Source organism: Streptomyces sp. AM25, assembly GCF_058146165.1.
In genome coordinates, this window is the sequence record NZ_JBKIWN010000009.1 from 22,666 (window position 1) to 34,858 (window position 12,193).

The following is a 12,193-nucleotide window of genomic DNA, read 5'->3' on the forward strand; positions in this document are numbered from 1 at the left end:
TGTCCGCCGAAGACCCGGCGGACAGGCGACGGGCGCAGCCTTCTACTTCTTGGGAGGCATGGGAGGCGGGCTGGAGTCGGCGCTGTTCGCCGAGGTTTCCAGGGACGAAGAGTCCCGGACCCAGTGGTGAGCGCTGCGGATTCCGGTGGATCCGTCTCCCTGCTTGACGAGTACGAACCTTTGGTTACTGCTGTTGCCGTTGTACGGTTTACCGGTCACTCGGCCTGAACTGTCCATATCGAGGGCCAGGTTGTTGTGGACGCCGCGAATGCTGTAGATCACGTAGGAACCGTCATCCGGGGCTGCTTCCACGCGCAGCCTGAAGTATTGGTCGTTCCACGGCTGGTCCGGCTGCGTGTTCACGATGCCGTCGGCGCCCATGCTCAGGACCAACCGTCTGTTGAGATCGTCCTTGTATCGCTTGACGATTTTGAGACTCAGGCCGGGGAAGGCTATGGGGGAGAAGCCAAAGCTTTGATACGCGCTTCCCGAGTAGACCGGTCCGGTCGCCGGATCGTTGATGCCATTGGACAGGGTCAGTGCACGGGCGCCGGTACATGTGCTGCTGAGCGGGTTGAACTTGACGATGGCCGCCGGGAGTTCGGTGCTGCCGCCGCTGGTGCTGTCAGTGGGGCGGTCGATGAAGTCCATCGGGATCACACCTACGGCTTTCCCGGTGGTGTACCGCCTCTTCAGTTCCGAGAGGGTGTAGGGGTTCAAGGACTTCGCGCCGTCCCAGATCGACAGGGGCGCCATGTCCATGCTGGTAAAATTGACGGCCAGTTTCTGTCTGGGTGCTGCGGCGTTTATTGTCCGAGTCAGGCAGTCCGCGACAGCTTCCTTCTTCGGGTTGAACCCGGGGTGGTTGTACCGGTCTTGAATGTCGCACTGAGAGCTGCTGAACCTCAGGCCGTATCCCAGGTAAGGCTCCTCCGACACGAGGACGATTTTTCCGCGGGCCTGGCGGAGGGAGGGGAAGGTCGGGGCTATGTGGAACCAGCGTCGCCAGTCGCGCTGGTCGAGGTAGTGGTTGAAGGTCGCGATGAAATCCTGTGCGGATGCCTTGGATTTCTCCTGCTTGATCCGCATCACGATGGTTTCGGAGGGGTGGGTGTACAGGAACCAACAGCAGGTGACGAGGACATCACCGAACATTTGCTTGAGGTAGTAATCGCCGTGATGCAGCGCGAACGATGTGTCGTTGCCGCTGCCTACGCGGCGGAGCCGGATGTCCAGGAACCGGACGCCGTGGTCCAGTTGCCATTTGATGTTCTGTTTCTGGGTCAGGACCCAAGGATCACCGCCTGCCATTGACTTCTGGTAGGCGGCGCTGTCGTGTGTGCCGGGGATCGACATGTCCCTGAGGTCGATGCTGTCCTGGAGTCCTGACATCCAGTAGCCGTAGTCCCCGCCGCAGACCCCCAGCGTTCCTTGTCCGGGTTCTCGGCGGCTGGTGGGGAGGGCGAATCCGGTGGTGGCGAGCGCACCGGCCGAGGCGAGGGTGAGGAAGTGGCGACGGTCCAGGGACATGGGGTGTCTCTCCTTGCGGGGGAAGTGGGATGGGGAGAGGTGCCGGGTTGTGGGTGTCCGTGCGGGCTTACTTGCCGACGGTGGTGTTGTAGTCGTCGATGGCCTTCTGGACGGAGTCGGCGGCCTTGCGCATGTTCTCTGCGCCGTCGCCGTTGCCCAGGACAGTCTTCTCCAGGCCTTCCTCGGCAGCCTGCCGGGCCTGGGGCATGACGCCGAGCAGGCAGCCGGCGGAGGCGGTGGAGGTCTTGGCCCGCTTCAGACTGTCGACGGCGGTGGTGAAGGCCGGGTTGTCCTTGAGGTACTGCTTGTTGGCGGGCTCTTCGAGCGCCTTGTCGTTGACGGGGAAGTAGCCGGTGGCCATGTGCCAGGCGGCCTGCGCCTTCGCGCTGCCGGCGTGGTGGGCGAACTCCCAGGCGGCGCGCTGCGTTTCGGGGGAGTGACCGGGTCCGGAGACCCACAGTGCGCCGCCGCCGATGATCAGGCCGCCCGCGTCGTCGGCGCTCATGTGGGGGAAGGGGGCGGTGGTGAAGTCGAACTTGGCGGCGTCCTGGTAGTTGCCGAGCACGCTGGTGGATTCCAGGTGCATGGCGACCTGGCCGCTGGTGAAGGCGGACTGGGCGGCGTCGAGGTTGCGGCCGGTGTTGGGGGCGTGCCCCTTCTTGACGATGTCGCGCCACCAGTCGGCGAGTTGCACGCCTTCCTTGCCGCCGTAGAGCACCTTGTCGGCGGGGCCGCTGCGGCCGTTGTCCTTGTTGCAGTAGTCGGCGCCCGCCTGGGCGAGGAACTGCTCGACGTACCAGCCGTTGACGGCGGCGCCGAAACCGTACCGTGTGGTCTTGCCCTTGCTGTCCTTCTTGGTGAGCTTCTCGGCCGTCTCGGCTATTTCGGCCAGGGTGCGAGGGGGCTTCTCCGGGTCGAGTCCCGCTTCTTCGAAAGCCTTCTTGTTGATGTAGAGGACGGGCATGGAGGCGTTGAACGGCATGGCGGTGAGCTTGTCGTTCACGGTGTAGTAATTGCGGATGTGCTCGTTGAGCTCTCCTGCGTCGGCACCGTCGGCGTCGAGGAAGCCCTGGGCCGGCAGGGTCTGCTTGGAGTCGATCATGAAGCGGGCGCCGATGTCGTAGATCTGCACCAGGGGCGGGGTGGCCTTCTGCTGGACCGCGGCCTTGTACTTGGCGACCACGTCGTCGTTCTCGCCCTGGTAGACCGGCTTGACCGTGATGCGGCCGGAGTTCTCGGCGTTGAAGTCCTTGACCAGTTTCTCCAGGGCGGTGCCGCGGGCGTTCTTCATCGAGTGCCAGAACTCCACTTCCACCGGCCCGTTGTGCGCGTCGAGCACGGCTGCGCCCGGGGCGGCGCCGGAGGCGTGGTCGGAGCCGCCCACGGAGCAGGCGGCGGTCACGGCGGTCAGCACGGCGGCGCCGGCTGCCGCAGCGATACGGCGGGGGAACATGCGGTGGGTCATGAGGCGATGTGCTCCTGTGCGTGAGGGCGGGCGGAAGGATTCCGGGAGAGGCGCGGAGGTTCAGCGGCCGGAGCCGGCGGTGAGTCCGCGCACGAGGAAGCGCTGGCCGAAGACGACCAGGACGAGCGTGGGCAGCAGGGTGAGCACGACACCGGCGAGCAGGACGCCGGGATCGGCGGCTTCGGCGTCGCGCAGGCTGGACAGGCCGATCTGCAAGGTCTGCATCTCCTTGCTGCGAGTGATGATCAATGGCCAGAAGTACTGGTTCCACGTAGTGAGGAAGGCGTAGACGCCCACCGCTGCGACAGTCGGCTTGTTCAGCGGCACCACGATCCGCCACAGGAACCGCCAGTGCCCCACGCCGTCGATCCTCGCGGCGTCCTTGAGGTCGCCCGGGAACTGCAGGAACGACTGACGCAGCATGAAGACGCCGAAGGCGGAGGCGAGGACGGGCAGCACCAGACCGGCGTAGGTGTCGGCCAGCCCCCAGCCGGATATGGCCAGGTAGTTCGGGATGATGAGGGCTTCCCACGGCACCATCAGCGTCGCCAGCAGTGCCGCGAAGACCACCCTCGCACCGCGCAGGGGCAGGAACACCAGGGCGTAGGCGGCCATGATCGAGGTGACCAGCTGGGAGAGGGTGACGATCCCGGCGACCAGCGCCGAGTTCAGGTACTGCCGGGCCAGCGGCACGGTGTCGGCGACCGCGCCCAGATTGGCCGCATCGAGGCCTGCGGGCACCAGTGGCGGTGGCCAGGAGGCCAGTTCGCCCGGTGCCATGACGGCTCCGGCGAAGGCGAAGTAGAGCGGGAAGAGCGTGGCTGCTGCCGCCGCCAGGAGCGCCAGGTACACCACTGCCCTGGCCAGTCGGGCCCTCATGCGTAGTGCACCTTCCGCTCGAGCACCCGGAACTGGGCGAATGCACACCCCGCCACGATCAGCAGCAGCACCACGGCACGGGCACTGGCCGCACCGAAGTCGGAAGAGCCGTGCGCGAAGCCCTTTTCATAGATGGAATACACCAGAGTCCGGGTGGCTCCGTCCGGGCCGCCACGGGTGAGGATGTGGATCTGCCCGAAGCTCTGCAGCGCGTTGATCGTGGAAATCACGGTCAGAAAGAGCAGCTGAGGTCCCAGCAGCGGCACGGTGATGCTGCGCGCCAGCCGCCAGCCTCCGGCACCGTCCAGGCGGGCGGCCTCGTTCACCTCCGGCGGGATCGATCCCACCCCGGCGGAGAGCACCAGCACCCCGTAGCCGAAGTTCATCCAGACCGTCATCGCCGCCACCGATATCAGCGCCCAGCCCGGATCGGTCAGCCAGCCCACCGGTCCCCAACCCAGGTGGCCTGCCAGGCCGTTCAGCACACCGATCACCGGGTGATAGACCACGGCGAACAGCACCGATGCACCGGCCACCGAGAAGGCGAAGGGCATCGCGAACGCGCTGCGGAAGATACGGACACCGCGGATCTTCTGCTCGAGCAACAGCACCACTGCCACCGCCCCGATGAGCCCGGGCACCACCGTCAGTACCGTGAAGAAAGCGGTCACCAGCAGAACACGATGGAAATCCGCAGAGGTGAGCATTTCTGTGTAATGCGCCAGTCCCACGAAGCGTGAGGGTGCTCCGAAGAGGTCACTGCCGTGCAGACTCAGCCAGAACGTGCGCCCCAACGGCCAGACGACGAACAGCCCCAGCGCAACGGCGGCCGGCGCCAGCATCAGCCACGCCAGAACATGCTCACGACACCGCCGAGGTGTCTCAGGAATTCCCCGTTCACCACGGCCCGTTCCCGGCGCGCGTCCGCTGTCTGCCACGGGTGGTCGCGGTATTCCCTGCCGAACAGCCATGAGCAGCCTGCCTCTTCACCAGAAGGATAATCCGGACGAGGAGAACTCTTCGCGGCAGAGCATACGCTCGGGCAAGCGCCAAGTGAATAGACCCTTAACGGTATATCCGGCTGAACTCCCATTCGCAGGCCGGAGTGAATCCTTCCCGGCCTGCAGTCTCATTGATTTATCGATCCTGCTTCGGTTCCGTAAGTTGCATTTCGTGATCTGGACGTGGTTTTCAGGAATGCAAGCCCGGAGGGGGGTATGCGTGCCGGTTGTCCTGCAGGAGGATCCGACAGTCCCTCCGCCGTGGCGAAGCCCGGGTGAGATGACAGGGTGTCAACGATCAGTTACTGCAGTGGAGCCGAAGGTGACGAAGCGTCATATCTCGTCGCCTTCGGTGCCCTTCTGTGAATGCTGAGATGGATCCCGGGTCCGGTCTCCCGGACCAGTGGAATTCACAGAGAGACTCACTCTGCCGCCAGGAGGAGAATGATGCAGAGCACCCGTTCAAGTGGCGTGATGCGCGCTGACAGGGTCGTGGACGAAAGCGGCCTGGGATGCGAATTCGCGGGAATCTACCGGCTGGGTACGCTCACCGTGAAGTGCCCCGACACCAGTTCGTTCGACGGCGTCCACTTCCGGGTCTACACCGCGCGGAAGGGCGGCGGCTACGCCGTCGAGTCGTACTTCTGCCCCGCCGACGGCGGAACGTACCCGATCCAGCCGCCTTCGGGCCTCGAGCCGGTGGACCGCGCCACCATCACGCTGGAGTCCGGCGACACCCCGAGTGACGAGGACGACGAGCCGGAGAACCTCGACCTCGGAGCCATTCGCGAGGGGGCCGAAACGGAAGACGGGCCGAGGGTCCCTGCCGTTCAGGTCATCCTGCCGGAGCGCCTGCCGTCCGAATTCGTCCGGGACGGCAGCACACCGACGGACCCCATTGCACAGGCCGGTCTCGCCCGTGCCGCCGATGCCTTCACGCAACTCGTGGCCGACGACGGCCTCAGCCGTATCGACTTCGTGCGATTCGGCCGGGCGCTCAAGGCCGGCACCCAGATCACCGGGACCATAGCCAACGTCCATGCCTTCTCCAAGGCGGTCACGGCGGACGACTGGCAGACCGTGATCCTGGGCGGCGGCACCACGGCTCTCAGCACCGGCTCGACGGCGGCCGACGGACTGTCCACCGCGGCCGAGACCCTGGAGACGGCTCTCCGCAAGGGCAAGAACTCCGGCTCGCAGAAGCTCGTCAAGTTCCTGGGAAAGCTGGGCGGGAAGCTGGGAGGCCCGCTGGGGCTCGCGGCCGATGTGGGCGGATTCGTCAACACGACGGTGACCTATGCCAAGGGTGAGGGAGGCGCCCACGGCATCAACATCGCCGTGGACGGTTCCGCCGTCGTGGGGAGCGCGGTCGCGCTCGTCCCCGGGCTGGGACCGGTCGGATTCGTGATCACGATTCCCGCGATCCTGTACACGGCAGCAGACGCCTTCATGTTCAAGCCCGACATGCCGGACGAGGAGATCCGTGCCTTCAAGTCCTCGGTGCTGGAGGCGGCGAAGCAGGTGGACGAGTTCACGGGCCGCGTGTACGAGGACGCGCTGGAATCCGTCGACGCCCGGTACGAGCTGTACCTGGAGGGGCTCCGGCAGCAGTGCCGGGAGGACCTCGACTCGCACGACTACCGGGAGGCGGTGGAGGGCTTCCAGACCGAGAAGGAGCGGGAACTGGACCAGCTCGCCGCCCTGCGTCCGGAGCTGGCGAAGGCGGCCCGCAAGGCGACCGTCAAGAAGGCCAGGACGATGGTCGACGAGCGGATCGCCCAGAACCGGGATGCCATCCTCCTCGACAGGATCGGTCCCACTCGCGGCCTCGACCTGTGGGACTTCATCAAGGACAAGGGCTGGGTCCTGGACCCGCTCGTCGAGGTCGACGCCTACTGGCGCGACTTCACACGCGGAGCGGTGCGGAACGCCGTGGGCGAGCTGAGCTCCTTCAGCATGGAGGAGCTCGAGGACTGGGCCGACCGCGCATTCGACCTGTGGCCCGAGCAGCCCGCGAAGAAGTACGCCTCCTGGCTGCCGTTCGGGTGACGGCCCGCCTTGCCCCGGGACTGCCCGGCGCCCTGGTGCACGCCGGGCCGCCCGGGGCAAGGCCACCTCCACGGCTGCCCAGGAACCGAAGAACCCGAACCGAAGAGCGTCACTCTCCGGAACTCCCGCCCGGACGCACTACCGTTCCCACCGGACCGCACGGACGACCCGCAAGCCGTGCCCAGGCAGGAGCCTCATCGCCGTGACCCTCGCCGCGAGCCCCGCATCAGCCTTCTCGTGGCTGCACTCGCACCACCTCGTCGGTGAGTTCGGCCTGATCGGGGTCCTGGTCGTGGTCTTCCTGGAGTCCGGCATCCCCTTCGGCTTCCTGCTGCCGGGCGACTCGCTGCTGTTCGTGGTCGGCCTGCTGGTCACCACGCGCGAGATCGAGGAACCTCTGTGGCTGGTGTGCACGCTGGTGGTGGTCGCCGCTGTCCTCGGAGACCAGGCCGGCTACCTTCTCGGCCGCAGGGCGGGGGCCTCGCTGACACAGCGCCCGGACTCGCGGTTCCACAGGAAGGGGCACCTCGAAAGGACCCGCCGGTTCTTCGCGAAGAACGGGCCCAAGTCCCTGGTCCTGGCCCGTTTCGTCCCCGTCGCCCGCACCTTCACCCCGATCGTCGCCGGTGCGAGCGGGATGAACTACCGGACGTTCGTCACCTACAACGTCGTCGGCGGCATCCTCTGGGGCGCCGGCGTGACCCTGCTCGGGGCCTGGCTCGGGAGCATCGGATACGTTCGCGAGCACATCGAGGCCATCCTCATCGCCATCGTGGTGATCGCGACCCTGCCCCTCGTCACGGAACTGCTGCGGGCCCGCACCCGGAACAAGTGACGGCCGCTGTCACCTGTGGACCGCATGACCGTACATGCACCGCACATGCGGCACGGCGAACCTCGCACCATACTGGTCCCTGTCGGCTGTGCAGGCCTTGAACGCAGCGGAGGAGCAGTAGTGACGACCTCCGGCAGGGGGGACAGTGGCGCAGCGGAGGAGCCCGTCGGACTTCTCGACGTTGCCGTCGCCCTGCTGGACGCCCGGGGAGTCGTGGCGGGCTGGAGCGCCGGGGCCGAGCACGTGCTCGGCCATACGGCGGACGCAGCCCTGGGACAGCACGCGGACAGCCTCCTCGCGGCACCCGCGCTGACGCCGGAGGCCATGGCGTCGGCGATCGAGCGGGAAGGAACACCTTCCTGGCGAGGCGTACTGGCCCTGCGGCGCGGGGACGGACGCGAGGTCCGCGTCACCACGGGCATCTCCCGGCTGGCGCTCCCTGCGGAACGCGTGTACTGGCTCGTCACGGGCACCCTGGTCCGGCCCTGGTCACGGCCGGGCATGCTGTCCTCGCTCTACGAGGACTTCCTCGTGCAGTCACCGGTGGCCATGGCCGTCCTGGACGACGACCTTCGCTACGTATGGCTGAACAGCGCACTGGAGCACGGCGGAGGCGTCAGCAGGGAAGAGGCCATCGGGCGCCGCTGGGGCGAACTCCAGCCGGGGCTGGTCTTCCGGGCGGCACGCGCCCACATGCAGCGCGTGCTGGAGACGGGAAGGCCCGTGGTCGACCACATCTACCACGGGCGGGTCAGGGGGGACCCCCTCCACGAACGCGCCTTCACGCTGTCCGCCTTCCGCCTCGAGGACGCGGTCACCGGCAGCGTCGGCGTGGGCTTCATGGCGCTGGACATCACCGACCGCTGGCGGGCCAGAAAACGGCTGACGCTGCTCAACGAGGCCGGAAGCCGGCTGGGGCGCACCCTCGACCCGCTGCGCACCGCACAGGAGCTCTGTGACCTGACCGTGCCGGATCTGGCCGACTGCTGCACCGTCGATCTGTGGGACTGGGTCGTCAAAGGCCAGGATCCGGTCAGAGAGCCCCTCGGCGAGGACGTGGTGCTGGTGCGGGCGGGCCGACGGTGTTCCGAACCGGCCTGCTGGCGCTCGGCCGTGCGCACGGGCGACACGGTCACGTACACGGCACCGTCCTCGGTCGTGGAGAGCCGGACCACGGGCCGTTCCGTCCTCGCCTCCGAATCCGAACTCGCCATGGCCACACGCCCGGTCCTGCAGGCCGCCGCCGACGTGGTGTCCGGCCGCCCGGGCTCGGCGATGGTCATTCCGCTGCGCGCCTCCGACCTCACGCTGGGCATGGCCGTCTTCGTCCGCCACAACCTGCAGGAACACTTCGACAACGACGACCTCTTCCTGGCGGAGGAAGTCGCCTCCCGCGCGGCCCTCTGCCTGGAGAACGCACGGCGGTACACCCGGGAGCACTCCGTCGCCGTGACCCTGCAACGCAGCCTCCTGCCGCACGGCCTCGCCGGGGAGACCACACTCGAGGTCGCCTCCCGGTACCTGCCGGCCCACGCCCACCACGGCGTCGGCGGCGACTGGTTCGACGTGATCCCGCTGTCCGGCGCCCGCACCGCGCTGATCGTCGGCGACGTGTCCGGACACGGCATCCAGGCGGCGGCCACCATGGGACGGCTGCGCACCGGCGTGCACACCCTCGCCGCGATGGACCTGCCCCCCGACGAACTCCTCGCCCGGCTCGACGACCTCGTGCTGCGCCTGGCCGAACACGCCCCGCCCGGAACGGAGAGCCTCGGCGCCACATGCCTGTGCCTGATCTACGACCCGGTCGGCCGGAGCTGCACCATGGCCGGTGCGGGGCACCCGCCACCCGTATTCGTCCGCCCGGACGGCACGGTCGACGTGCCCGAACTGCCGGCCGGTCCGGCGCTCGGCGTCGGCGGACTGCCCTTCGAGAGCACGGCCGTTGACCTGCAGGACGACACCCTCGTCGTCCTGTACACCGACGGGCTGCTCCAGGCGTACGCCCGGGAAGCACAGCAGGGTCTCGACCGGCTCGTCCGGCAACTCCTCCCCGCCGACGGGCCTCTCGACGGCATCTGCGACCGGGTCGTCGACGGCCTCCCCGCGGTACCCCCCGACGACGTGGCCCTTCTCATGGCACGGACGCGGGCGTTGGACGCCGACCGGACCGTGGAGTGGGAATTCGAGAGGGACCCGGCCGTCGTCTCCCGCGCCCGTGCCCTGGTGAACGAACAGCTCCACGCCTGGGGTCTGGACGAACTGCAGATGACCACGGAGCTCATCGTCAGCGAACTGGTCACCAACGCCGTCCGGTACGGCGCCGGGACGATCCGGCTGCGGCTCATCTGCTCCCTCGTCCTGGCCTGCGAGATCTACGACGAGAGCAGTTCGGCCCCCCACCTGCGGCACGCCAGGACGACCGACGAGGGCGGGCGGGGCCTCTTCATCATCGCCCAGATGGCCCGGCGTTGGGGGACCCGTCCCTCTGCGACGGGAAAGACCATCTGGGCCGAACAGGACCTGCCCGCGCCCCCGTAGACCCGGCGGCTACATGGCCCGCAGCGCGTCGACCGCGATACGTGCGGCGGTGCCGATGACGGCGTCCGCCGTGGGAAGCGTCGCGGCAGTGCCGGCGGCACGCGTGAAGACGGCCACGGCGTAGCGGCCGCCGTCGGGGTACTCGACGACTCCGACCTCGTTGCGGACGGTGGGCAGGCTGCCGGTCTTGCCCGCCACGTGGACGTCGTCGAAGGGGAAGCCGGATGCCAGGCGGTGCGGCCAGACCTGCAGGCCGAGCACACGGCGCATCGCCGCGCCGTGTGCGGCGGTGCAGGCCTCGTCGCGCCAGACCGCACCGAGGAGGCGGGTCATCTCGCGCGGGGTGCTGCGATTGGTGCGCGCGGGGTCGAGGGCCCTCAGCCGGGCGATGACGAGGGGATCGGCCAGCGCCTGGGCACCACCCGTTCCGGTGTCCTCCCTGATGGTGGCCAGCATGTGGCGGAAGGTGTGGACGGCGTGCGTCCGGGTGAGCCCCAGGCGGGCCGTGGTGGCGTTCACGGCGTCGAGGCCGACCCGCTCCAGGAGGAGGTCGGCGGCGGTGTTGTCGCTGACGGCCATCATCAGGTAGGCGGCGTCGCGCAGGGAGACGCGGACGGGGTCGAGCATGGCGGCGAGACCGGTGGGACCGGCCGTGCGGCCGGCCGACGGGCACTCGATCTGCTCGGTGAGGTCCAGGCGCCCCGCGGCGGCCTGTTCGTGCAGGGCGACGAGCAGGCAGAGCTTGTGCACGCTGGCGGTGACGACCGCGTGGTCGGCGCCCGCGTCGATCTCCGAGCCGGAGTCGATGTCGAGGGCGTGCAGCCGGCCGGTCACGCCGGCCTGGGCGAAGGCCGCTTCGATGCGGCGGCGGGTGGTGGTCGCAGTGGTCACAGCCAGTACTCCGCTGTCGGGCGCAGGTAGAGCGGGGTGGTCGGTGCGGTGGTGCCGGCATCGGCCGCGTCCAGCAGGGCGCGCGTGACCGCTGCGGCGAAGGCGCTGACGGCGGCATCACCCCGGCCACGGGGCCAGGCGGCCGAGTGGCGCCAGGTCAGGGGGGAACCGGCCAGGGGACGCCAGACGACGTCGGGGTCCCGCTCGGCGGCCTGGGTGCTATGAGCGTCCTTCGCGCTGAAGGCGACGGCGTTCGCCGACAGCATCAGGCCGCGGACGAAGCTGGACCCCTGGCCCTGCCGGACCGCGGGTGGGGTGTAGCCGTTGCGGGCGCACGTGGTCAGCATGTCGTCGTGGAGCGCCGGGGCGTCGGCGCGGGGGAAGAGGACCAGGTCGTGTCCGTCGAGGGCGGCGAGCGGGACCGTGTCGAGGTCGGCGGCGGGGATGCCGCGCGGGAGCAGCACGCCCACCTCGCGGCGCAGCACCGGGCCCAGTTCGAGACCGGAGATGTCACAGGGGTGGTGGATGAGCCCGACGTCCAGTTCGTGCGAGGCGAGCCGGACGAGCTGCTGGGCGGTGGACAGCTCGTGCAGTTCGAGTTCCACGCCGGCGTGACGCTGCCGGAAGTCCGCCAGGATCGCGGCGACGGTCCCGCCGGAGATGTCGGGCGGCAGTGCGGCACGCAGCAGCCCGCTCTCCCCGTCCCGGATGCGGCGGGCGGTGGCCATGAGCGCTTCGGAGCGGGTGAGCAGTTCGCGCGCCTCCTCCAGCAGCAGGGTCCCGGCCTTGGTGATCGTCACCTGCCGGCTCGTGCGCTCGAACAGGCGCACTCCCAGCTCGCTCTCCAGCCGCCGGATGCGTTGCGAGAGGGGCGGCTGGGCGATGCCCAGGCGCGCCGCGGCACGACCGAAATGTGACTCTTCTGCAACAGCCACAAAGCATTCGAGGTGCCGGATCAGGTCCATGAACAGCAACGATAGTGCAGTTTAATCAATCCCAGAC

9 protein-coding genes are annotated in these 12,193 nt (G+C 68.4%); 3 read left to right on the top strand and 6 right to left on the bottom strand.

Annotated features, from left to right (window positions below):
* Positions 1-42: 42 nt before the first annotated feature.
* The 4 genes from ACLHRZ_RS12805 to ACLHRZ_RS12820 form a co-directional block, all read right to left on the bottom strand.
* Positions 43-1,530 carry a phosphatidylinositol-specific phospholipase C domain-containing protein gene (locus ACLHRZ_RS12805; protein ID WP_490418496.1) on the bottom strand — a complete coding sequence of 496 codons (1,488 nt, stop codon included), beginning with the start codon at positions 1,528-1,530 and terminating at the stop codon, positions 43-45.
* Positions 1,531-1,597: 67 nt separating this feature from the next.
* Complete coding sequence (locus tag ACLHRZ_RS12810) at positions 1,598-2,995, bottom strand: ABC transporter substrate-binding protein (RefSeq protein ID WP_490418497.1); 1,398 nt, start codon at positions 2,993-2,995, stop codon at positions 1,598-1,600.
* 60 nt (positions 2,996-3,055) lie between these two features.
* Complete coding sequence (locus tag ACLHRZ_RS12815; RefSeq protein WP_490418498.1) at positions 3,056-3,874, bottom strand: carbohydrate ABC transporter permease; 819 nt, start codon at positions 3,872-3,874, stop codon at positions 3,056-3,058.
* Positions 3,871-4,812: a carbohydrate ABC transporter permease gene (locus ACLHRZ_RS12820; RefSeq protein WP_490418499.1), complete on the bottom strand. Its 942-nt coding sequence runs from the start codon at positions 4,810-4,812 to the stop codon at positions 3,871-3,873. Before ACLHRZ_RS12820 ends, ACLHRZ_RS12815 begins: the two co-directional genes overlap by 4 nt.
* Positions 4,813-5,349: 537 nt before the next feature.
* Here ACLHRZ_RS12820 and ACLHRZ_RS12825 point away from each other — a divergent pair.
* The 3 genes from ACLHRZ_RS12825 (at position 5,350) to ACLHRZ_RS12835 (ending at position 10,300) form a co-directional block, all read left to right on the top strand.
* Positions 5,350-6,924 carry a hypothetical protein gene (locus ACLHRZ_RS12825; RefSeq protein ID WP_490418500.1) on the top strand — a complete coding sequence of 525 codons (1,575 nt, stop codon included), beginning with the start codon at positions 5,350-5,352 and terminating at the stop codon, positions 6,922-6,924.
* Positions 6,925-7,126: 202 nt separating this feature from the next.
* Positions 7,127-7,759, top strand: a complete 633-nt coding sequence (locus ACLHRZ_RS12830) for a DedA family protein (protein WP_490418501.1) — start codon at positions 7,127-7,129, stop codon at positions 7,757-7,759.
* Between the two features lie 120 nt (positions 7,760-7,879).
* Positions 7,880-10,300, top strand: coding sequence for a SpoIIE family protein phosphatase (locus tag ACLHRZ_RS12835; RefSeq protein WP_490418502.1), 2,421 nt, complete (start codon positions 7,880-7,882; stop codon positions 10,298-10,300).
* A 9-nt stretch (positions 10,301-10,309) separates the two neighbouring features.
* Here ACLHRZ_RS12835 and ACLHRZ_RS12840 read toward each other — a convergent pair whose 3' ends face one another.
* On the bottom strand, positions 10,310-11,191 hold the full coding sequence (locus tag ACLHRZ_RS12840; protein WP_490418503.1) for a serine hydrolase: 882 nt from the start codon (positions 11,189-11,191) through the stop codon (positions 10,310-10,312).
* Complete coding sequence (locus ACLHRZ_RS12845) at positions 11,188-12,156, bottom strand: LysR family transcriptional regulator (protein WP_490418504.1); 969 nt, start codon at positions 12,154-12,156, stop codon at positions 11,188-11,190. Before ACLHRZ_RS12845 ends, ACLHRZ_RS12840 begins: the two co-directional genes overlap by 4 nt.
* Positions 12,157-12,193: the final 37 nt, after the last annotated feature.

Excerpts from the sequence above, each read along its gene's own strand:
- ACLHRZ_RS12845 (WP_490418504.1), bottom strand. The coding sequence starts at position 12,156 with ATGGACCTGATCCGGCACCTCGAATGCTTTGTGGCTGTTGCAGAAGAG.
- ACLHRZ_RS12825 (WP_490418500.1), top strand. The coding sequence starts at position 5,350 with ATGCGCGCTGACAGGGTCGTGGACGAAAGCGGCCTGGGATGCGAATTC.
- ACLHRZ_RS12810 (WP_490418497.1), bottom strand. The coding sequence starts at position 2,995 with ATGACCCACCGCATGTTCCCCCGCCGTATCGCTGCGGCAGCCGGCGCC.
- ACLHRZ_RS12815 (WP_490418498.1), bottom strand. The coding sequence starts at position 3,874 with ATGAGGGCCCGACTGGCCAGGGCAGTGGTGTACCTGGCGCTCCTGGCG.
- ACLHRZ_RS12805 (WP_490418496.1), bottom strand. The coding sequence starts at position 1,530 with ATGTCCCTGGACCGTCGCCACTTCCTCACCCTCGCCTCGGCCGGTGCG.